The sequence below is a fragment of the Stenotrophomonas sp. YJH_SMC_37 genome, from assembly GCF_059370035.1.
Map to the genome: position 1 here is coordinate 121,658 of NZ_JCAFTG010000008.1, position 20,723 is coordinate 142,380.

General features: G+C 68.2%; 19 protein-coding genes. 12 read left to right on the forward strand and 7 right to left on the reverse strand.

What is annotated here, in order from left to right; translation table 11 throughout:
- Positions 1-15 precede the first annotated feature (15 nt).
- Together AC5P8J_RS13080 and AC5P8J_RS13085 are read left to right on the forward strand one after the other, a co-directional pair.
- Positions 16-516, forward strand: a complete 501-nt coding sequence (locus AC5P8J_RS13080) for a PH domain-containing protein (protein WP_021203244.1) — start codon at positions 16-18, stop codon at positions 514-516.
- Positions 513-2,051 carry a PH domain-containing protein gene (locus AC5P8J_RS13085; RefSeq protein WP_495216856.1) on the forward strand — a complete coding sequence of 513 codons (1,539 nt, stop codon included), beginning with the start codon at positions 513-515 and terminating at the stop codon, positions 2,049-2,051. Before AC5P8J_RS13080 ends, AC5P8J_RS13085 begins: the two co-directional genes overlap by 4 nt.
- 130 nt (positions 2,052-2,181) lie before the next feature.
- Here AC5P8J_RS13085 and AC5P8J_RS13090 read toward each other — a convergent pair whose 3' ends face one another.
- A complete protein-coding gene (locus AC5P8J_RS13090; RefSeq protein ID WP_134735059.1) occupies positions 2,182-3,240 on the reverse strand; it encodes a CDP-glycerol glycerophosphotransferase family protein in 1,059 nt (352 codons plus the stop codon).
- On the opposite strand from AC5P8J_RS13090, the gene AC5P8J_RS13095 reads away from it, so the two are divergent.
- A complete protein-coding gene (locus AC5P8J_RS13095) occupies positions 3,239-4,045 on the forward strand; it encodes a glycosyltransferase family 2 protein (protein WP_483017592.1) in 807 nt (268 codons plus the stop codon). The genes AC5P8J_RS13090 and AC5P8J_RS13095 overlap by 2 nt on opposite strands.
- 30 nt (positions 4,046-4,075) lie before the next feature.
- Here the strand turns inward: AC5P8J_RS13095 and AC5P8J_RS13100 are convergent, their stop codons facing one another.
- From AC5P8J_RS13100 to def, 5 genes are all read right to left on the reverse strand, one after another.
- Positions 4,076-5,332 carry an O-antigen ligase family protein gene (locus tag AC5P8J_RS13100; protein WP_155030469.1) on the reverse strand — a complete coding sequence of 419 codons (1,257 nt, stop codon included), beginning with the start codon at positions 5,330-5,332 and terminating at the stop codon, positions 4,076-4,078.
- Between the two features lie 152 nt (positions 5,333-5,484).
- On the reverse strand, positions 5,485-7,194 hold the full coding sequence (locus AC5P8J_RS13105) for a glycosyltransferase family 39 protein (RefSeq protein ID WP_495216857.1): 1,710 nt from the start codon (positions 7,192-7,194) through the stop codon (positions 5,485-5,487).
- A 23-nt stretch (positions 7,195-7,217) separates the two neighbouring features.
- Complete coding sequence (gene rsmB / locus AC5P8J_RS13110) at positions 7,218-8,549, reverse strand: 16S rRNA (cytosine(967)-C(5))-methyltransferase RsmB (RefSeq protein WP_021203239.1); 1,332 nt, start codon at positions 8,547-8,549, stop codon at positions 7,218-7,220.
- Positions 8,550-8,552: 3 nt separating this feature from the next.
- Complete coding sequence (gene fmt / locus AC5P8J_RS13115; RefSeq protein ID WP_111113035.1) at positions 8,553-9,476, reverse strand: methionyl-tRNA formyltransferase; 924 nt, start codon at positions 9,474-9,476, stop codon at positions 8,553-8,555.
- 120 nt (positions 9,477-9,596) lie between these two features.
- The gene (gene def / locus AC5P8J_RS13120) at positions 9,597-10,109 is read right to left on the reverse strand and encodes a peptide deformylase (RefSeq protein WP_111101735.1); all 513 of its coding nucleotides are present in this window, start codon (positions 10,107-10,109) and stop codon (positions 9,597-9,599) included.
- A gap of 126 nt (positions 10,110-10,235) precedes the next feature.
- Between def and AC5P8J_RS13125 the strand changes: the two genes are divergently transcribed.
- From AC5P8J_RS13125 to AC5P8J_RS13165, 9 genes are all read left to right on the forward strand, one after another.
- Positions 10,236-11,369: a LysM peptidoglycan-binding domain-containing protein gene (locus AC5P8J_RS13125; protein ID WP_111101734.1), complete on the forward strand. Its 1,134-nt coding sequence runs from the start codon at positions 10,236-10,238 to the stop codon at positions 11,367-11,369.
- A 166-nt stretch (positions 11,370-11,535) separates the two neighbouring features.
- On the forward strand, positions 11,536-12,663 hold the full coding sequence (dprA, locus tag AC5P8J_RS13130; protein ID WP_134735064.1) for a DNA-processing protein DprA: 1,128 nt from the start codon (positions 11,536-11,538) through the stop codon (positions 12,661-12,663).
- 43 nt (positions 12,664-12,706) lie between these two features.
- Positions 12,707-13,180: a DUF494 family protein gene (locus AC5P8J_RS13135; RefSeq protein WP_005411195.1), complete on the forward strand. Its 474-nt coding sequence runs from the start codon at positions 12,707-12,709 to the stop codon at positions 13,178-13,180.
- 39 nt (positions 13,181-13,219) lie between these two features.
- Entirely contained in the window at positions 13,220-13,972 is a 753-nt protein-coding gene (locus AC5P8J_RS13140; RefSeq protein ID WP_021203235.1) for a pilin, read from the forward strand.
- Between the two features lie 49 nt (positions 13,973-14,021).
- Complete coding sequence (locus tag AC5P8J_RS13145) at positions 14,022-14,954, forward strand: RDD family protein (RefSeq protein WP_134730044.1); 933 nt, start codon at positions 14,022-14,024, stop codon at positions 14,952-14,954.
- A gap of 192 nt (positions 14,955-15,146) precedes the next feature.
- Positions 15,147-17,615, forward strand: a complete 2,469-nt coding sequence (locus tag AC5P8J_RS13150; RefSeq protein ID WP_134730046.1) for a DNA topoisomerase I — start codon at positions 15,147-15,149, stop codon at positions 17,613-17,615.
- A 97-nt stretch (positions 17,616-17,712) separates the two neighbouring features.
- Positions 17,713-18,303, forward strand: coding sequence for an L-threonylcarbamoyladenylate synthase type 1 TsaC (tsaC, locus tag AC5P8J_RS13155; protein ID WP_019660786.1), 591 nt, complete (start codon positions 17,713-17,715; stop codon positions 18,301-18,303).
- A gap of 43 nt (positions 18,304-18,346) precedes the next feature.
- Positions 18,347-19,024, forward strand: a complete 678-nt coding sequence (locus AC5P8J_RS13160; protein ID WP_021203232.1) for a DUF4124 domain-containing protein — start codon at positions 18,347-18,349, stop codon at positions 19,022-19,024.
- Between the two features lie 35 nt (positions 19,025-19,059).
- Entirely contained in the window at positions 19,060-19,794 is a 735-nt protein-coding gene (locus AC5P8J_RS13165; RefSeq protein WP_459389931.1) for a hypothetical protein, read from the forward strand.
- A gap of 94 nt (positions 19,795-19,888) precedes the next feature.
- On the opposite strand, the gene AC5P8J_RS13170 is transcribed toward AC5P8J_RS13165, so the two are convergent.
- Positions 19,889-20,665 carry an SDR family oxidoreductase gene (locus AC5P8J_RS13170; protein WP_021203230.1) on the reverse strand — a complete coding sequence of 259 codons (777 nt, stop codon included), beginning with the start codon at positions 20,663-20,665 and terminating at the stop codon, positions 19,889-19,891.
- Between the last annotated feature and the right edge of the window lie 58 nt (positions 20,666-20,723).

Here is a 20,723-nt window from a genome sequence, read left to right on the forward strand (position 1 = left end):
CCTGACGGAGCCCGCGTGACCGACATCTCCCTGACCGCTCCGCCCGCCGACGCGTGGCAGTCGCTGCCGCGCCGCGCCGCGCGGCTGGCGGCATTGGAAGGCGCTTTCGGCGGCCTGTTTGTGCCAGGCCTGCCGCTGGCGGCCGCATGGTGGTTCTTCGATCTACCCGGCGGCGCGTGGGTCGCCGCCCTCGGGCTGCTGGCAGGGGCTGCATGTGGCGCATGGCTCAGCCACCGCCGCCTGGTCCGCACCCGTTGGCGGCTGGACGCACAGGGCCTGGGCCTGCGGCGAGACCTGATGTGGCAGCTGGAAACCCGTATTCCCATTTCGCGCGTACAACACCTGGACCTGCGCAGGGGCCCGCTGGAACGCCGTGCAGGACTTGCCACGCTGATCGTGCATACCGCCGGCACCCGCATGAGCGCGGTAACCGTGAGCGGCCTGGATGAAACCGACGCCGAGCGTCTGCGCGACACCCTTTCGCACCAGCTCGACCAGGACGCTGACGCCCTGTGAGCCTGCCACCGCCTCTGCCTGCAGCACTGCGCGCCGGTGGCGAGGACCACCGCCTGCACCCGTGGTCATGGCTGTTCGTGCTGCTGATGCAGCTGCGCCACTACTTCCTGCCGCTGGTCGCACTGCTGGTATTCGGTCAGCGCGGCGACCACGATCCGATGTGGGCGCAGTTGATCCCACTGTCGGCGATCGCCGCGCTGGTCCTGGTCTCGGTGCTGCAGTACCTCAGCTACCGTTACCGCATCGGCAGCGATGCGATCACCGTGCGCAGCGGTCTGCTTGCGCGCAACCGGCGCGAGATTCCGTTCGCCCGCATCCACAACGTGGAAGTGCGGCAGAATCCGCTGCACCGGCTGTTCGGCGTGGCCGAGCTGCGCCTGGAGTCGGCCGGCGGCGTGCGCCCCGAAGCGGAAATGCGAGTGCTGAAGCTGGACCAGGCGCTGGCGCTGGAACGTCTCGTGCGCCAGCGCGGGCAGGCACCACAGGCCGCCGACGCTGTCCCCGCGCCTGCGGTCACCGTGGCCGACACCGAACACGTCCTGCGGCGCCTGTCCAGCTGGGACGTGATGCGCATGGGCCTGCTCTCCAATCGGGGCTGGGCACTGGCGGTTGCCGCCTTCGGCGTGCTGTTCCAGACCGTGCCGCGGCCGGTGATGGACGAAGCCATCCAACGTGGTGGCCGCGAGGCTTTCGGTTACGCCAGCCACCTGCACCCCGGCGTGGCAGGCGCTTTCCTGCTGCTGGCCGCCGCACTGCTGCTGGGCTGGCTGGCGCTGCGCGTGCTGTCGGTGGTACTGACCCTGCTGCGCTATCACGGCTTTACCCTCAGCGAGCAGGATCGCCGCCTGACCGTCTCGGCCGGTCTGCTCAGCCGCACCCGCAGCAGTGTCGCGCGTCGCCGCATCCAGGCCTGGACGCTGCGCGAAACCACCCTGCATCGCTGGTTCGGCCTGCGCCAGCTGCGCATCGACAGCGCTGCCGGTGGCCCTGCGCGCGATGAGGACCGCGCCCTGCGCGAGCTGGCACCACTGGCCCAGGCGACGCGCTGCGAGCAGCTGGTGCAGCACCTGTTGCCTCAGCTGCAGTGGCCGCCGACGCAATGGCACTCCATTCCGCAGCGTGGCTGGTGGCGGCTGTGCTTGGGAACGCTGCTGCTGGTACCCCTGCTGGCCGCAGCCGCGTACTGGCGCTGGGGGCCATGGGGCCTGCTGGTGCTGGCGTGGCTGCCGGTGGCGCTGCTGGTCGCTCATCGGCAGATGGCACGCATGGCCTGGCACCTGGACGAGCACTACGTGGCAGTGCGTGGCGGTTGGTGGAAGCGCTGGTGGCGCTGGGCCGAACTGGACAAGGTGCAGGGCCTGCGCCTGCTGCGCTCGCCGCTGGACAAGCTGTTGGGCACCAGCAGCCTGCAGCTGGATACTGCCGGCGCGCATGGCGATGTGGCATTGACCCTGCACCATCTGCCGCAGGCACAGGCGCAGCAGGTGATGGATCAGCTGGCTGCGGCGCTGGCGCGGCGCAAGCTGCGCTGGTAGGTAGTGCCGGCCGCTGGCCGGCAACCGCAGACATCCCCGAGCTTGCCGGCCAGCGGCCGGCACTACCGCGAGCGGGGGCGCGCATCCACGCATGGCATGGATCTACTCTAGAGCCGAGCCAATGCTCGGCTTACCGCTGCGACGGGCCCCAATAGCCCAGGTCCCTGCGGATCTGCAGATCACGCATCCAGCTGCCGAACGGCTTGCGCCGCAGCGCGCCCATTTCACCAGACAGGAAATCCTCGGTCGCCGTGATCACGCGCTCACTGGACAAGCCATCGCGGTACGGGTGGATGGCGTCGGCATAGCGCACGATCGCCGCCTGCAGCGCCGCGTCCGGGTGCAGCGCACGCGTCAGCATCGCCTGCAGCTGCGCAGGATCATTGAAGTCGATCATGTGTGGCTTGGGCACGCGGTTGCGGAAGGTCACCACCGGCTTGTGCTGCACGATGAACTCCGAAACGATCGACGAGGTATCCGACACCAGCACGTCGGCGGCGCGCTGCGCGGCCATCACCTGCTCCGGCTCGATGAAGCGGGCATTGGCGCCGGCCAGCGCGCGGTAGCGTTCGAACAGGTCCTGCGGGCACTTCGGGTGCAGGGTGAGAAGCCAGTAATGGTCACCGGCGGCGATATCGGCGGCGATCTGCGGGTGCAGGTGCGGCGCTGCGCTCAGGCGCTCGGTGAAGGTCGAACCGAACAGGATCACCGGGCGTCCTCCAGCGGCGGCGCGCAGCGCGGCGCTCTCGCCACCATCGTCGCGGAACAGCGGATCCAGCTTCGGCCAGCCCGTCTCGGCCACCGCGAAGTGGCCCTGCAGGGCCGCGATCTCACGAAACGGCGCGGTGGTGGCCGGCCCCTGCGTGCAGTACAGGTCGAACATGCCGCGCACCCGGAAGTGGCCGCGCGCGCTGTCCCGCTTCTCCACGTTGAAGCCATGGAACAGCTGCACCTTGGCGCCCGAAAGGAACGTCGGCACCCAGTTGGCCGCGCTGAACACCGCCCGCGGACGCAGGGCCAGGGCCTGCTTCAGGCCCACGTTGGGCACCCCCGGCAGGCTGCTGCCGGCCGCGCCGTCCTCGAACCAGGCCGCCACCTCCTGCCCGGATGCGTGCAAGGCCTGCGCCAACGGGGCGAGAATAGGCAGCGCATAGCGCTCCGTCGCAAACAACAGGTACCCGGCCATCATGTCCTCCACGACCGCTCCCATCGAACGGCCTCGCATTTCGGCGTGCATTATCGCGTTCAACGAGGCCGGGCGCATCGGCGACTGCCTGGCCTCGCTGGCGTTCTGCGATGAGATCGTGGTGGTGGACTCGTACTCCACCGATGCCACCGTCGCCATCGCCGAAGCTGCCGGCGCCCGTGTTCTGCAGCGCCGGTTCGACGGTTTCCGCAGCCAGAAGGCATTCTGCGTCGAGCAGGCCCGCCACGACTGGGTACTGTGCCTGGATGCCGACGAACGGATCAGTCCGGAACTGCGCGCGGCCATCGAACAGGCCCGCGACAGTGGCTTCAGCGGCCATGCCGGCTACCGTTTCGCCCGCCTGTCGGAGTATTTCGGCAGGTTCCTGCGCCATGGCAACGCCTACCCGGACCGAGTGTTGCGCCTGTTCGACCGCCGCCAGGGCGGCTGGCGCGGCAAGCGCGAGATCCACGAGGCTGCCAGCGTCGACGGCAGCGTCGGTACCCTGCGCGGCGACCTGGTCCACTATCCCTACCGCTCCTTGCAGCAACAGCTGGCCAAGACCGAGAAATACGCGCGGATGATGGCCGAGCACGAGTTCGCACGCGGCAAGCGGGCCACGCTGGGCAAGCTGGTGCTGGCGCCGGCCTGGCGGTTCTGGCGCGGCTTCCTGTTCCGTGGCGGCTTCCGCGACGGCTGGCATGGACTGGTCTATGCCTACGTACGCGCCAACTACGTGCGGCAGAAAACCATCATGCTGTGGATGCTGGGCAACGGCCAGGCCGTGGCTGACCCGCCGACCCCCTGATCGCCCGGCCCTGTCCGGGGCGCCGCTGGATCACGCCCCGGTGATTGCCCGGTGGCGCGCGCCCTCGACGATCGACAGGCCGGTCAGCAGGCCGACCAGGGTCACGTAGAAACTGGCTGTCATCTGGTGCGCGAACATCGACTGGGTCAAGCCGCACAGTGCGTAGGTGATCACCAGCATGATGCCGGCTGCGGCCGGCCCCCGGAAGGTCGACCGTCCGCTGCGGCGATGCAGGCGCACGAACAACCAGAGCGGGATGCCATACACCGCCAGCAACAGCAGCAGGCCCGGTACGCCCTGGGTCGCTGCCCATTCGGCAACATCGTTGTGCGCATGCCCCAGGTGGCAACGCAACTCTTCCGGGTTCTCACGGCAGACCGGCACGCGCAGCATCGCGCTGTCGAAATGACCGATGCCAACACCCACCAGCGGGTGGTCGAGGAAGGTCTCCCAGGCCACCTGCAGGCGTTCCACGCGGGCACCGGCGGAAGAATCACTGTCGCCCAACTCCATCCGCTGCACGTCACTGTGCAGCTCGCTCAGGCGGACCTGGTGGCGCAGTTCCGGTACCGACAGCAGCAGGGTCGCACCGATCGCCAGCATGCCTGCCAGCACCGACAGGCGCGCCGCGCCGGTGCGCCAGCGCAGGCTCAACGTCAGCACCACCAGCAGCGCCAGCAAGGCGGCGAACACACCGCGGCTGCCGGTCAGCACGATGGTGCCGCAGCCGGCCGCCATGCCGAGGATCACCAGCGACCAGCGCCGCGACGGGCGACAGAACACCAGCAGCACCATCAAAACCATCACGATGTCGGCCAGCACGATGGCGTTGGTGAACAACTCTGCGCGCGGGGCGCCACCCAGCACCTGCCACAGTGACATCGAGAAGGCGGCGAGCAGGCCGGTCAATGATCCGTACCAGAGCCACCGCACGTCGGGACGCAGCGCGCAGACCCACAGCGCGATCCACGGGATCACCACGAACCGCGACCGGTTGTCGACGTCACGCAGGCCCTGCTCGAACAACACTACCGACATTAGGCCGAGCGCCAGCACCGCCAGCATCAGCCAGGCCAGCACTTTCACCGGCTGGCCGGCCATCCCGCGCGCGCGCCACAGCAGCTCCGGCGCCAGCAGCGTGCTCAGCAGCAGCAGCAGGCCATACGGCAACAGGTTGATGGGCACGGTCAGCACCAGTGCCGGCAGGCAGAACAGGCCCAGTTGGGCCAGCCCATGCGCCACCCGCTGACGTCCGCCAGCGGGAACGCCCAGCGGATCGCCGGCCATGAGGTTCAGGTTGTCCGGTGAAGCTGGCACGTCGGGAAGTATCGCTGCAATCGGCTGGAAAGAACGGGAAGGGGCGGTGCAGGCCATCCCGGCCTGCTGTTTTACTGCCTTTGGTCCCGCTTGGGCAGACTGGACAAGCAGGAAGGGGGGGACTAGTCATGTTCCTGCAGACGCCGTTCACGTTCCCGCTCCTCTGCGGTGACCACGCAGGGCACCTTCACCGCCGTCGCCGGCACCAGCCACCAGCGCCGCCGGTTGGCTACGCCGGCCAGTTCAGAGCGGCTGCGGTCGACGCACGACAGCATTGCGTACTCGTGGACCAGCAACCAACGGCGTTCGGGCGCAAGCCGCTGCCAGCGCGTGGCCGCAATCAGCTGCTCGTCCCAGTCCGACTCGAAACCGAAGGTCGCTGCGGGGCGGTCGGCCAGCAGCAGATGCTGTTCCTTCCAGGCCACCAGCCCAAGCTCGGCATCCGGGCCCAGCCGTGTACCAACCGTGCGCATCAGGCCGCGGGCGGAACTGGAATCGTTCAGCAGCGGGTAGCCGACCAGGCTGTACAGCACCCAGACCATCGCCAGGGTCGACACCAGCGCCAGATGCCGGCGACGACCGCAGGCCAGCAGGCTCAATGCGCCCCACACGCCCATCGCCAGGATCGTCCAGGCCAGCGCGTCGACGGCGCCGGGCGCCAGTCCGCGGCTGTGGGTCAGGCGCAGCTCGAAGGCCGGGTCGCCCAGCACCGCCATCGCGCCAGCCAGGACCAGGCCCAGTGACAGCAGGCCAGTGAACACTCCCACCACGGCCTGCACATCGCGCCGCTTCAGCAGCCCCGGCAGCAACGGCGCCAGCGCCAGGCAGAACATCGGCAGCGCCGGCAGGATGTAGACATCGCGCTTGCCGTCGGGGATCGAGAAGAACAGCACCACCATCAACCACCAGGACAGCGGCAGCAGATAGCGCGGATCGCGCCGGCGCAGCCGCCGCAACCAAGCCGGAAGCGCCCACGGCAGCAGCAGGAACGCGGGGATCCACATCGACGGCATGATCGCCAGGAAGTACCACCAGGGCTGGTGGTGGTCCCACGAGTGCGTATAGCGACGCGCCGTCTGCTGGAACAGGATGTCGTCCATGTACGCGCGGTATTCGTCCGAACCGGTGGCAAAACCGGCCAGCAGCATCGGCGCCAGCCACAACGACACCGCCAGCAGGAAGGCCAGCGGCGCCAGCCAGAAGCGGGCATCGCGCGCGTGCAGTGCCACCCGTGGCCATTGCAGTACCGCAGCGGTCACCGCCGGCACGATCATCAGCAGCGCCAGCATGCCCACGCCCTTGGTGATCACGCCGATGCCAGCGAAGAACCAGCCCAGCCACCACCAGCGCCAGCCTGGTCCCAGCAACAGGTGGCGCAGCAGGCCGTAGTTGGCCAGGGTGATGAACAGCAGCAGCAGTGGATCGATCTGCGCCTTCTTCGCCTGGAAGGTGAACTGCAGCGCGAACAGCAGCGCCCAGCCGGCGTAAAGCCCCACCCGCCGTGTCCACAGCCGCCGCCCGAGGTCGACCACGCACCACAGCGTACCCAGTACCGCCAGCAGCGACGGCAGCAGGAAGGCCACGCGCCACTGCCCGACCAGGCCGTACAGCGTAGCCTGCCACCACATCAGCATCGGCGGCTTGTCCGAATACAACTCGGTACCGCGGTGCGGGAACAGCCAGTGGCCGCTGTCGACCATCTGCTTGGCCACCAGCGCAAAGCGCGGCTCGTCCGATGGCCACGGATCACGAAGGCCCAGCCCGGCCCCCAGCAGCAGCAGGGCCATCGCCACGAACAACCACGTCTCGCGCGACGCGCGGGAATTCAGCATGGGACTCGGAACGTCAGCGGGGGTCAGGCTGTTTTTAGCAGACGCGCGTAAAAGAATCCGTCAGCATCGCTGTCACCCGGCAGTCGCTGGCGCGCGATTCCCTCGCAGTCCAGGCCGAATCGGTCATCCAGCGGCTCTGCCACCGCGTCCGGGTGCCATTTCAGGAACGCCCGCACCTGGTCGATGTTCTCCGCACGCAGGATCGAGCAGGTGGCATACAGCAGCACGCCGCCCGGACGCAGCATCGACCAGCAGGCCTCCAGCAGGCGGGCCTGCACACCGACCAGCGCATCGATATCCTCGGCACGTCGGTGGAACATCACATCCGGCTGCCGCCGGATCACGCCGGTGGCCGAGCACGGGGCATCGAGCAGGATCGCGTCGAACGGCACGCCATCCCACCAGGCACCCGGATCACTGGCATCGGCAGCCAGGGTCTGCGCATGCTCGCCCACGCCAGTGCGAACGTAGGTGTCACGTGCACGGGCCAGGCGGCGCGCGTCGATATCCAGCGCTAGCAGGCGCAGGCCGGGGTCGCGCTCCAGCAGGTGCGCCGACTTGCCACCGGGGGCCGCACAGGCGTCCAGCACGCGGGCACCGGCCGCCGGGGCCAGCGCGTCGGCCGCACACTGCGCCGACAGGTCCTGCACCGAGATGGCGCCTTCGGCGAAGCCGGGCAGCTGATTCACGGCAACCGGCGAGGCCAGGCGCAACGCGTCGGCGCTGAGCGGACTGGCTTGCGCGGTAATGCCAGCTTCGGCCAGCGTCGCCAGTGCCTTGTCGCGGCCGCCCTGCTGGCGGTTAGCGCGCAACCACAACGGCGCCGGCTGCAGGCTGGCGGCAAAGATCGCCTCGGCCTGGGCCGGCCAGTCGCGCTCGACGGCATCGGCCAGCCACGCCGGGAAGGCATCGCGCGCAGGCTGTTCCGGGAAACCTTCGCGCTGCGCGCGGCGCAGGATCGCATTGACCAGGCCCGCCTGGCGCTCACGACCCAGGGCACGCGCGGCATCGACCGTGGCCGACAACGCCGCGTGCGCCGGCAACGCCAGCACGTCCAGTTGGGCGAACCCGACCATCAGCAGCGTGCGCAGGTCGGCATCACGCGCCGACAGCGGCTTCTGCATCCACGACTGCAGCGCCGCGTCATAGGTACTGCGGCGGCGCAGGACGGCGAAGCACAGCGCTTCCAGCAGCGCGCGGTCGCGGCTGTCGGCCAGCTTCGGCAGCGCCCAGGCCAGTTCGGCCTTCAGCGACCGGCCACGGGTGAACACCTGTGCCAGCACGCGTGCGGCCAGCATGCGCGTGGCCGCTCCCGGCGCCGCCTTGGCGACGGAGAAATCGTTCTGCTTCGACACCGCTTATGCTCCCACGCGCAGATCGCGGCGGGCGTTGAGGTAGTCGGCCGCAGTAATCGCCTTGCCACCTTCCCGCTGCAGTACACGCAGGCGCAGTGCGCCCTGGCCACAGGCGATGTCGATGCCATCACGGCCGGCGGCCAGCACCGTGCCCGGCGCCTGGCCGTGGTCTGCCTCCAGTGCCACCGCGCCATGGATGCGCACGCGTTCGCCGGCCAGCGTTGCCTCGGCGATCGGCCACGGATTGAACGCGCGCACGGTACGCGCCAGCGCGCCGGCGTCCTGCGCCCAGTCCAGCCTGGCTTCGGCCTTGTCCAGCTTGTGCGCATACGTCACGCCCTGTTCCGGCTGCGGCCGCGCGATCGGCTTGATGCCCGCGCGCAGCAGGCCCAGGCCATCGGACAACACCTGGGCACCAAGCTCGGCCAGCTTGTCATGCAGCTGGCCGCCGGTATCGGTGGCCGCGATCGGCAGTTCCTGGTGCAGCAGCACCGGGCCGGTGTCCAGGCCGGCCTCCATCTGCATGAGGCAGACGCCGGTCTTCGCATCGCCGGCCTGGATCGCACGCTGGATCGGCGCGGCACCGCGCCAGCGCGGCAGCAGCGAGGCATGCACGTTCCAGCAGCCATGGGTCGGAATGGCCAGCACCGCCTTGGGCAGGATCAGGCCATAGGCCACTACCACCATCAGATCCGGCTGCAGGTCGCGCAGCTGCTGCTGGGCGGCCGCGTCCTTCAGCGACTCCGGCTGGTAGACCGGAATGCCACGGGCCACGGCTTCCAGCTTGACCGGCGACGGCGCCAGGCCACGGCCACGGCCGGCCGGACGATCAGGCTGGGTGTAGACGGCCACGACCTCATGATGGCGCGCAGCCGCGCGCAGCGATGACACCGCGAATTCCGGCGTACCGGCAAAGACAATCCTCATGGCTACCCCACTTGCAGGATGGATTCGTGCAGGAAAGAAAACGGCGCCGTCGGCCGGCGCCGTACAGCCCGCGCTTGCCGCGCAGGCGCGGGCCACCCGAAGGGTGGCCCGGATTGGCGATCACGCCACGTGCTTGCGCTGCTTGGCCAGCTTCTTGCGCACCATCTCGCGCTTGAGCGGCGACAGATAGTCGATGAACAGCTTGCCGTCCAGGTGATCCATCTCATGCTGGATGCAGGTGGCCAGCACTTCGCCGGCTTCCATCTGCTGTTCCTGGCCGTTGCGGTCCAGGTATTTCACGGTGATGGTATCGGCACGGGTGACGTCAGCGAAGATGCCCGGAACCGACAGGCAGCCTTCCTGGTACACCCGGCCCCCGTCCTTGGCGACGATCTCCGGGTTGATGAACACCTGCGGTTCATTCTTTTCTTCGCTGACGTCGATGACCATGAAGCGCTTGTGCACGTCCACCTGGGTGGCAGCCAGGCCGATGCCCGGCGCGTCGTACATGGTCTGGAACATGTTGTCGATCAGTTCCTGGAAGGCCGGCGTGGTGACTTCAGCAGCGTCGATCAACGCGGCCTTGGTACGCAGGCGCGGATCGGGGAACTCGAGAATGGGGAGAAGGGCCATGGCTGTTTCCGGGTAATGGGCCGGCACGCCGGCATACGTCGCAGATTCTAGCTCCAACGCTTGCCTTGCGCCCCGGTTTCTGGACTATAGTGCGCGGACCTGTTGGGGAATCAGGGCTTCACACCTATGTTGCTTCGTTTTCGTACGGTCGTCGCCGCGGCGATGCTGACCGTGGCTGCCTATGCTACCGCCGTGGAAGTGAATGGCGGGCACCCGGACACCTATGTGGTCCGAAAAGGGGATACGTTGTGGGATATCGCCGCACGTTTCCTGCAGAAGCCCTGGCTGTGGCCGGAGATCTGGCAGGCCAATCCACAGATCGCCAATCCGCACCTGATCTATCCCGGTGACGTGCTCAGCCTGGCCTACCTGGACCGGGTGACCGTCGCTGCCAAGCCCGGCCCGCGCCAGGAAGCCCCGATCGATGCCATTCCGCTGGCCCAGGTCGAGCCGTTCCTGAAGCAGCTGAGCGTGGTCGACAGCATCGACCAGCTGCCCTACGTGGCCGGCCTGGAAGAAGAGCGCCTGCGCGTCACCAGCGGCAGCGCGGTGTACGTGCGCCTGGCCGACGCCCAGCTGGGCCAGCGCTGGGCCGTGGTCCGCCCGACCGTGCGCTACGCCCAGCCCAAGCCGACCGAGGACCTGACCGCCAACGGCGACGTCACCCCGGGCAGCGGCAACCTGTGGCGGGCCTACAACGCCCCCAACCACCGCCGCGGCGTGCTTGGCTATGAGCTGGCCCAGGTCGCCACCGGCACCATCACCCACGTCGCCGGCGGCAAGGTCGAGGTGTCCACCCTGGTGCTGGACAAGAACGAGGGCGGCCGCGAGGTACGTGCGGGCGACCGCCTGGTCCCGGTCGAGGCCAGGCCCTACGACCTGCAGTTCATCCCCCATGTCCCGGCCGCCGGTGTCGAGGGCGTCGACGTGCGCGTGCTGGCCGTTGCCGACATGTTCACCGCTGGTGGGCCGCGCGACGTGATCGCGATCTCCGCAGGCCGCGCGCAGGGCGTGGACAACGGCACCGTGTTCTCGCTGTGGCGCCCGGGCCGCCACGTGGCGCACCGCATGAAGTACCCGAACTCCTCGCGCATGGATGATTCGCTCAGCACCGGCGCCGGCCGCGTCTCGCTGCCGGACGAATACGCCGCACACGCCATGGTGTTCCGTACCTTCGACAACGTCAGCTACGCACTGGTGATGCAGGGCGTGAAGCCGGTGCGCGTGGGATACAACGCACTGCACCCGGATGCGCGGTAGAGTCGACTGTTAGTCGACTGCTCTTCACCGCCCCCCGAAAGCGCCCGCGCTGCGCGCGGTAGTCGACTGACAGTCGACTCTACAGGGGCGGTCTCCGGCAAAGTCTGACAGCCACATGCGAAGGCGCCCTAGGGCGCCTTTGTTGCATGCGCTCGATAGTGGGGGGATGACCAACCAAGCTGACGAGGCGCTGCTGCGCCTGTTGATGGCAGGCGGCGCGCTGGCACCACGGCGGGCCCTGCTGCAGGCCGCAGGCAGGGCGGAAATCGCGATCGCGCAGGGTGCCGCGAACTGGCGCGCGCACGGTTGCACGCCAGAGCAGTGCGCCGCACTGGACCGCCCCGACGCCCGGGCCTTGGCCGTGGCACGGCGCTGGCTGGAAGACGACAACCAGCACCTGCTGGCCTTCACCGATCCGACCTTCCCCCCGCCCCTGCTGGATGTCCCCAATCCCCCCCTTGCGCTGTTCATCGCCGGCGACCCCAGCCGGGCCTGGCGCCCATCGGTTGCGCTGGTCGGCAGCCGCTCGCCAACGCCGGGCGGACGCGCGCTGGCAGCCCGGTTTGCCGGCTGCTTCGTCGACGCCGGGCTGGCGGTGACCAGCGGCCTGGCGGCGGGCATCGATGCCGCCGCCCACCAGGCCACGCTGGACGCGGGGGGCTGCACCGTGGCGGTGATCGGCACCGGACCGGACCGCGCCTATCCGGACAGCCACGCCCGGCTGCAGGCGCGCATCGCCGCCGAAGGCGTGGTGCTCAGCGAGTACCTGCCCGGCACGCCCGCACGCCCCGGCCACTTTCCTGCCCGCAACCGGCTGGTAGCCGGGCTGGCCCTGGCCACGGTGGTGGTCGAGGCCGCCCAACGCTCGGGTGCCCTGATCACCGCACGCCTGGCCGCCGAGGCCGGCCGCGAGGTCTGCGCCCTGCCCGGCTCGGTGCTCAATCCGCGCGCTGCGGGCTGCCACAGGCTGATCCGCGAGGGTGCCGCACTGGTCGAGCGCCCGGAGGAGGTCCTCGAACTGCTGGCCCCCGCCCTCCGCCAGCAGCTGCCGGGCTTGCAATCACGGCTGGCCACCCCCACTGAACAGGCACCGCCTGCACGCCTGCCGGCGCACTGGGCCGACGACCCTGACTACCAGTGCTTGTGGCGGGCGCTGGAGCACAACCCAAGCAGTATGGATTCACTGATCACACGCTGTGGATTGACGGCGCCCCAGGTGTCCTCCATGCTGCTGGCCATGGAACTGGCGGGAATCGTGGTGTGCGTACACGGCCGCTACTGTCGAACTCCCTAGTTTCTTCACCTCCACAGCGTCGCGCGACGCAGGCCGAGGGGCAATGAAAGAGAGCATCCTGGATGTACTGCTGTACCTGTTTGAACACTATTTCAGCGAAGATGCGGACCTGATCCGTGACCGCGATTCGCTCCAGAACGGCCTGATCCAGGCCGGTTTCAGCCCAACCGAGATCAACAAGGCGTTCGACTGGCTCGATGCCCTGGCCGCGCAGCGGCCGAGCGTGGCCCAGGCTCGGGTCGATGGCCCCGTGCGCGTGTACCACGGCCCCGAGCTGGACAAGCTGGACGTGGAATGCCGCGGGTTCCTGCTGTACCTGGAACAGCACGGCATCCTCGATGCCGACCAGCGCGAGCTGGTGCTGGACCGGGCAATGGCCCTGGACCAGGACGAACTGGACCTGGACGACCTGAAGTGGGTCGTGCTGATGGTGTTGTTCAACCAGCCCGGCTCCGAGGCGGCGTATGCCTGGATGGAGACGCAGATGTTCATGGACGAGCCAGAACCCCTGCACTGACCGTACACTTGGGGGCATAGCGCATTCAGGAGCGTCCCCGTGAGCGAGTGGTTCCATGCAGAAGGCAACCGGCAGCAAGGCCCGCTGCCGGCGGAACAGTTGGTCGAGTTGTTCCGCAACAACCAGATCTCCCTGGACACCCTGGTCTGGCGCGACGGCCTGCCGCAATGGCAGCCGTTGCGCACCGTGGTCGACGAGCTCGGCCTGATCGTGCCGGCGCTGGACGCCGCTGCACCGCCCGTGGAACCCGAACCGGAGCCGGCAGCACCGCCTCCGCCGCAGCCACCGGTGCTGCCACCGTCCACGCCCTACGCCACCAGCGCAGCGGCCAGCGCCCTGCCGACGCCGAAGAAGAAGCTGTCCGGCTGCGCCCTGACCGCCATCATCGGCGGCGGCCTGCTGCTGGTGCTGGTACCGATCGTGGCCATCCTGGCCGCCATCGCGCTGCCCGCCTACAACGACTACACCCTTCGCGCCAAGGTCGCCGGCGCAGTGACCGCACTGCAGCCGCTGAAGGACCAGGTGCAGCATTTCGCCGATGACGAAGGCCGCTGCCCGGGTGGCAACGACGCCGGCTTCCCGGCCCCGGGTGATTTCGCCCATGCAGGGCTGTCAGCGGTGAACATCGGTCGCTTCAACAACGGCCACTGCGGCATCGAAGCCACCCTGGCGCTGCCCGGCAAGAGCCTCGATGGCGATCTGCTGTGGCTGGAATACGATCGCGACAGCGGCCGCTGGGAATGCAGCGGCGAGAGCAACGACAAGTACCTGCCGCCGTCGTGCCGCGGCTGAACCGCGCGCACGCCAGCACCTCCAAGGATGATTCAACAGGGAACATGCAATGACTGAGTGGTACTACGCCGAAGGACAGCAACGCCAGGGCCCGCTGCCGGTCCAGGAGATCCGCCAGCGCTTCCAGCGCGGCCAGCTCAACCTGGACACCCTGGTCTGGCGGGAGGGCATGGCCCAGTGGGCTGCGCTGCGGCAGATGGTCGACGAGCTCGGCCTGCAGACGCTGGCCGATGCCAGCACTGCCAGCAGCAGCGGCGGGTTCGACCTGCGCAGCGACTACGCCGCCATCGACAGCGGCACCGCACCGCTGCCCGGCACCGGCGCGCTCAGCAGCTCGCCTTACAGCGCTCCAGCGACCACCAGCAGCGGTGGCCACGCGCAGCCGGTGGTTGGCGGTGAAGTGGTCTACGCAGGCTTCTGGAAGCGTGTGGCGGCCTACATGATCGATTACTTCGTGCTGGTCGTCCCCGGCAGCATCATCGGTGCCATTCTTGGTGCGATACTCGGCGCCAGCATGGGCGCGGTGGGCAGCGGCGAATCGGCCATCGAGATCGTTGCCCAGCTGGCCAGCGCCCTGATCAACCTCGGCATCGGCATGGCCTACTACACCTGGTTCCATGCCTCGCAGGGCGGCGCCACGCTGGGCAAGATGGCAGTCGGTATCAAGGTGGTGCGCGGCAACGGCGAACGCCTGACCAAGGCCCGCGCATTTGGTCGCTACTGGGCCATGCTGCTGAGCAGCTTCACGCTCGGCATCGGTTTCCTGATGGCCGCCTTCACCGAACGCAAGCAGGGCCTGCACGACATGGTCTGCGACACCCTCGTGGTCGACCGCTGGGCCTACACCGACCAGCCGCAGCTGCAACGCCGGGAGCTGGGCACGGTAACCGTACTGGTGCTCGTGCTGACCGGCCTGCTGTCTCTGGTCGGCCTGGCCCTGCTGGTGTTCGCGGTAGGCTTCATCGCCAAGATGGCCTCGTGAACGGCCATCCTCACGCCTGGCTGCTTGACACGGGCCGGCCGGGCGTGATTCCTCTAATAAGGTGAAACCTGAACGCCCGGCACATTACCGGGCGTTCAGTTTATGGATTTGCCCGTGGCCGCTTCACTAATGCGGCCGTTTGCTCCACCCTAGCGGCCCCTTCTCCCGGTCCGCCCACAGACCTCTCCCGACATGCCCAAGCACCTGCTCATCGTCGAATCGCCAGCCAAGGCCAAGACGATCAACAAATACCTCGGCAAGGACTACACCGTCCTGGCCTCGTATGGGCATGTGCGTGACCTGATCCCGAAGGAAGGCGCGGTCGACCCGGACAACGGGTTCGCCATGCACTACGACGTGATCGACAAGAACGAAAAGCATGTCGATGCGATCGCCAAGGCCGCCAAGGGTGCCGACGACATCCTGCTGGCAACCGACCCGGATCGCGAAGGTGAAGCGATCAGCTGGCACATCGCCGAGATCCTGAAGGAACGCGGGCTGGTCAAGGACAAGCCGATGCAGCGCGTGGTGTTCACCGAGATCACCCCGCGCGCCATCAAGGAAGCGATCAGCCAGCCGCGCGCGATCGCCAGCGACCTGGTCGATGCCCAGCAGGCGCGCCGCGCGCTGGACTACCTGGTCGGCTTCAACCTGTCGCCGGTGCTGTGGCGCAAGGTCCAGCGCGGCCTGTCCGCAGGCCGCGTGCAGAGCCCGGCGCTGCGCATGATCGTCGAGCGCGAGGAAGAGATCGAAGCCTTCGTCGCCCGCGAATACTGGTCGATCGCGGCCGAATGCGCGCACCCGTCGCAGCACTTCAACGCCAAGCTGGTCAAGCTGGACGGGCAGAAGTTCGAGCAGTTCACCATCACCGACGGTGACACCGCCGAAGCCGCCCGCCTGCGTATCCAGCAGGCCGCGCAGGGCTCGTTGCATGTCACCGACGTGGCCAGCAAGGAGCGCAAGCGCCGTCCCGCGCCACCGTTCACCACCTCGACCCTGCAGCAGGAAGCCTCGCGCAAGCTCGGCTTCACCACCCGCAAGACCATGCAGGTTGCGCAGAAGCTGTATGAGGGCGTGGCCATCGGCGACGAAGGCACCGTCGGCCTGATTTCGTACATGCGTACCGACTCGGTGAACCTGTCGCAGGACGCGCTGGCGGAAATCCGCGACGTGATCGCCCGCGACTACGGCATCGCCTCGCTGCCGGACCAGCCCAACACCTACCAGACCAAGTCGAAGAACGCCCAGGAAGCGCACGAAGCGGTGCGCCCGACCTCGGCCCTGCGCACCCCGGCCCAGGTCGCACGCTTCCTCACCGACGACGAGCGCCGCCTGTACGAACTGATCTGGAAGCGCGCCGTCGCCTGCCAGATGATCCCGGCCACGCTCAATACCGTCAGCGTCGACCTGTCCGCCGGCAGCGAGCACGTGTTCCGTGCCAGCGGCACCACGGTGGTGGTGCCCGGCTTCCTGGCCGTGTACGAGGAAGGCAAGGACAGCAAGAGCGCCGAGGACGAGGACGAAGGCCGCAAGCTGCCGGCGATGAAGCCGGGCGACCGCGTGCCGCTGGAACGCATCCAGGCCGAACAGCATTTCACCCAGCCGCCGCCGCGCTACACCGAAGCGGCGCTGGTGAAGGCGCTGGAAGAGTACGGCATCGGTCGTCCCTCGACCTACGCCTCGATCATCCAGACCCTGCTGTTCCGCAAGTACGTGGAAATGGAAGGCCGCAGCTTCCGCCCGTCCGACGTCGGCCGCGCGGTGTCCAAGTTCCTGTCCAGCCACTTCACCCAGTACGTGGACTACGACTTCACGGCCAAGCTCGAAGACGAGCTTGATGCCGTTTCCCGTGGCGAAGAAGAGTGGATTCCGCTGATGGCTCGCTTCTGGGAGCCGTTCAAGGAACTGGTGGAAGACAAGAAGGAATCGGTCGACCGCGCCGAGGCCAGTGGCGCGCGCGAGCTTGGCACCGATCCGAAGACAGGCAAGCCGGTCAGCGTGCGTCTGGGCCGCTTCGGGCCGTATGCCGCCATCGGCAGCACCGCCGAGGACGCCGAGGAGAAGCCGAAGTTCGCCTCGCTGCGCCCTGGCCAGTCGATGCACACCATCTCCCTGGAAGACGCGCTGGAGCTGTTCCTGATGCCGCGCGCGCTGGGTGAGGACAAGGGCGAGCCGGTCAGCGTCGGGATTGGCCGCTTCGGGCCGTTCGCCAAGCGTGGCAGCACCTACGCCTCGCTGAAGAAGGAAGACGACCCGTACACCATCGACCTGGCCCGTGCCGTGTTCCTGATCGAAGAGAAGGAAGAGATCGCGCGCAACCGGATCATCAAGGAATTCGAGGGCAGCGACATCCAGGTGCTGAACGGCCGCTTCGGCCCGTATATCAGCGACGGCAAGATGAACGGCAAGATCCCCAAGGACCGCGAGCCGGCATCGCTGACCCTGGCCGAAGTGCAGCAGCTGATGGAAGAAACCGGCAAGCCGGTGCGCAAGGGCTTCGGCGCCAAGAAGGCGGCAGCGAAAAAGGCACCGGCCAAGAAGGCGGCAGTGAAGAAGGAAGCGGCGCCGAAGAAGGCTGCTGCCAAGAAGGCGCCGGCAAAGAAGGCGGTGAAGAAGGCCCCGGCGAAGAAAGCCGTCAAGAAGGCCGCTGCGAAGAAGTAGATCCACGCCATGCGTGGATGAGGGGCAAGGTGTGCGGACCAACGGTCCGCACCTACCGTCCGCGCCGACCACCCCTTCTGCACGCAGCAGGGGGATAATGGAGGCCCACGCCGGGCCGGTCGCCGCCATGAAAGAACTCACCCTGGACTCTGCTGTCGCCACGCTCCGCGCCGGCGGCGTGATCGCCTACCCGACCGAAGCGGTCTGGGGCCTGGGCTGTGATCCCTCGCAGGAAGCGGCAGTGCACATGGTGCTGCGGCTGAAGCAGCGACCGATCGAGAAAGGCATGATCCTGGTCGCGGCCGAGCTGGCGCAGCTGGAAGGCTGGGTGCGCCTGCAGGCGCTGCCCGACGCCCGCCAGCGCGCGGTACTGGCCAGCTGGCCCGGCGCCAACACCTGGATCCTGCCCGCTGGCCCGCGCGCGCAGCCCTGGGTCACCGGCGAACACAGCGGCATTGCGGTGCGCATCAGCGCGCACCCGCTGGTGGCCGAACTCTGCCGCGCCTGGGGCGGCCCGCTGGTCTCCACCAGCGCCAATCTGGCCGGCGAACCACCGGCGCGCAGCCGCGAAGAGCTGGATCCGCGCCTGCTGCGCCTGCTCGACGGCATCCTTGACGGACAGACCGGTGGCCTGGCCCAACCCACCCCCATACGCGACGCGCTCAGCGGCAACGTGCTGCGCTCCTGAGCCGCCGATTGCACTGCCGCGGACAATCACGGACGCTGCCGCCATGAGCCTGCTGCGCGCCACCTTCAGCCTGTGCCTGCTGCTGCCGTGGACGGCGTCCGCAGCCGAAGACGTGCGGGTGTACCGCTGCGTTTCCAGCAACGGGGCCGTGGCCCTGCAGGACACGCCCTGCAACAGCGGCCGCCAGCAGGTTCGCGACCTGCAGCGCCCGCGCGATCCCGCTCCACGGGTGGTGCGCAGTGATGCCCCGCCTGCGCCGCCCGGCGAAACCCCGGTCATCCGCGAGCGCGAAGTCCGCCACGTCTACATCCAGCCGCCGCAGCCGATGTACGAATGCGTGAGCGATGATGGCCGACGGTATACCAGCGACAACAACGAAGGCAATCCGCGCTGGGTGCCGTTGTGGACCAGTGTCTGGCTGCCACACGCCCATCACGGCCCGGCCTACCCCGGACCGCGCCCGGCCACCGGCACGCCGATCGGCGAAGGCGCGGGTTATCGTCCCCCCTCGATCGGCATGGGCGTGCAGGTTCCGGCCGGCAGCGTGCTGGTCCGCGACAGCTGCCATGCGTTGCCGCCGCAGGAAGTCTGTGCGCGACTGCGTGATCGCCGCTGGGAACTGGATCGCCGGTACAACAGTGCGCTGCAGAGTGAACGCACCGCCATCAGCAACGAACAGCGCGGCATCGATGCGCGCCTGTCGCGCGATTGCGAACGCTGACCGCAGCAAGCCGTCGCAGCCTGTACGCTGTACGCATGAACCGAGTGATCTGGCTGCTCCTGGTGCTGCTGCCTGGAAGCGCATTGGCCGAAGAGGGCGTGATCTACCGCTGTACCTCCAGCAGCAGTGACATCCCTACCCTGCAGCGCACGCCGTGCCCCACTGGCAGCAAGCAGCAGGTGCTGCGCATACCCGGCAAGGGCAACGCGCAGCCGGCCGCCGCTGCCCCTGTGGCCGCTGAACCTACCCCCACCCCGGTGGAAACACCCGCGCCGCTGCCGGCCAACCGGGGTGTTGCGCCTGCGGCCCGACGCGCGGACGAAGGACGCACGATCATGGAAGCAGGCATGGTCGAACACGAAGGAGACGACCAGATCCTTGACAGCGCGACGCTGCGTCGCGATGCCGAGGCCCGTGCTGCTGGAAGTGACGGTTCACCGAAGCCGCCGCTTCCTCCTATCTTCCAGTGCACCGACAGCCAGGGCGGCGGCTACCTGTACGAGTACGAGGCTGCGCCAGGTCGCTGCGAGCTGATGACAGTACAGGGCCTTGGCGGAGTGACGCCGGTGAATGCCGCCAGCTGTGAAGTGGTGCGCGATCAGTGCGAAGCGCTTCCCGAAGCGCAGCGCTGCGGTGCCTGGCAGCAGCGCTTCCGCGATGCCCGCGGCCGGGAGCGCTTCGCCGCGCCCGAGAACCGCGACAGCGCGCGCAAGGACCGCGAGCGGTTGCAGGGTGTGCTGGAGGCCAGCAACTGCCCGGTGCCGGGGTGACCGCCGTCCGGTAGTGCCGGCCGCTGGCCGGCAACTGCAATCAACTGAATATCCTGTGGTTGCCGGCCAGCGGCCGGCACTACCCTTCCGAAGATCAGAACCCGTAGCGCAGGAAGCCGCCGTCCACCGCGATGCACTCGCCGGTAACGTAGCTGGCTGCCGGCAGGCACAGGAAGCCCACGGCCGCAGCCACTTCCTCCGGCTCGCCGATACGACGCATCGGCGTGCGATCGATCACTTCCTCGTAGTAGTCCGGGTCCGACAACGGGCCGGACGTGCGCCGGGTACGGATGTACCACGGTGCCACTGCGTTGACGCGGATGCCATCTTCGGCCCACTCGACGGCCAGGTTGCGGGTCATCTGGTGCATCGCCGCCTTGGTCATGCCGTAGACCACGCCACTGCGCACATGGGTCAGGCCGGACACGCTGCCGACGTTGACGATGGACGACGACGCGTGGCGTGCCAGCAGCGGATGTGCGTAGCGCGACAGCTCGAACGCCGAGAACAGGTTGGTCTCGAAGATCTTGCGCCACTCGTCTTCGGAGTACTCGGTGGCCGCCTTGGTGACGTTGCCGCCGGCGTTGTTTACCAGGATATGCAGGCCATCGCTGTGGTCCTCCACCCAGTCCAGGATCTGGCGGCGGTCCTCGTCGTCGGAAACATCGGCGGCCAGCGCATGCACCTGCATCTGCGGATACACATCCAGCAACTCGTCGCGCGCGGTCTCCAGCATGTCGATATCGCGGCCGACGATCATCAGGTCGGCACCGAACCCGGCCAGTTCATGCGCGATGGCCAGGCCGATGCCGGCACTGGCGCCGGTGATCAGGGCAGTCTGGCCGTCCAGCCGCCACCGTTGCTGGGTCATGAGTCCTCCGGGGCCGCGCCCGCTGTGTTTCGATGCAACAAGGATACGCGCTCACGGC

Coding starts and splice junctions, on each gene's coding strand:
- AC5P8J_RS13095 (WP_483017592.1), top strand. CDS start 3,239: ATGTCCTCCACGACCGCTCCCATCGAACGGCCTCGCATTTCGGCGTGC.
- AC5P8J_RS13090 (WP_134735059.1), bottom strand. CDS start 3,240: ATGATGGCCGGGTACCTGTTGTTTGCGACGGAGCGCTATGCGCTGCCT.
- AC5P8J_RS13100 (WP_155030469.1), bottom strand. CDS start 5,332: ATGGCCGGCGATCCGCTGGGCGTTCCCGCTGGCGGACGTCAGCGGGTG.
- AC5P8J_RS13105 (WP_495216857.1), bottom strand. CDS start 7,194: ATGCTGAATTCCCGCGCGTCGCGCGAGACGTGGTTGTTCGTGGCGATG.
- fmt (WP_111113035.1), bottom strand. CDS start 9,476: ATGAGGATTGTCTTTGCCGGTACGCCGGAATTCGCGGTGTCATCGCTG.
- def (WP_111101735.1), bottom strand. CDS start 10,109: ATGGCCCTTCTCCCCATTCTCGAGTTCCCCGATCCGCGCCTGCGTACC.
- AC5P8J_RS13125 (WP_111101734.1), top strand. CDS start 10,236: ATGTTGCTTCGTTTTCGTACGGTCGTCGCCGCGGCGATGCTGACCGTG.
- dprA (WP_134735064.1), top strand. CDS start 11,536: ATGACCAACCAAGCTGACGAGGCGCTGCTGCGCCTGTTGATGGCAGGC.
- AC5P8J_RS13135 (WP_005411195.1), top strand. CDS start 12,707: ATGAAAGAGAGCATCCTGGATGTACTGCTGTACCTGTTTGAACACTAT.
- AC5P8J_RS13145 (WP_134730044.1), top strand. CDS start 14,022: ATGACTGAGTGGTACTACGCCGAAGGACAGCAACGCCAGGGCCCGCTG.
- AC5P8J_RS13150 (WP_134730046.1), top strand. CDS start 15,147: ATGCCCAAGCACCTGCTCATCGTCGAATCGCCAGCCAAGGCCAAGACG.
- tsaC (WP_019660786.1), top strand. CDS start 17,713: ATGGAGGCCCACGCCGGGCCGGTCGCCGCCATGAAAGAACTCACCCTG.
- AC5P8J_RS13160 (WP_021203232.1), top strand. CDS start 18,347: ATGAGCCTGCTGCGCGCCACCTTCAGCCTGTGCCTGCTGCTGCCGTGG.
- AC5P8J_RS13165 (WP_459389931.1), top strand. CDS start 19,060: ATGAACCGAGTGATCTGGCTGCTCCTGGTGCTGCTGCCTGGAAGCGCA.
- AC5P8J_RS13170 (WP_021203230.1), bottom strand. CDS start 20,665: ATGACCCAGCAACGGTGGCGGCTGGACGGCCAGACTGCCCTGATCACC.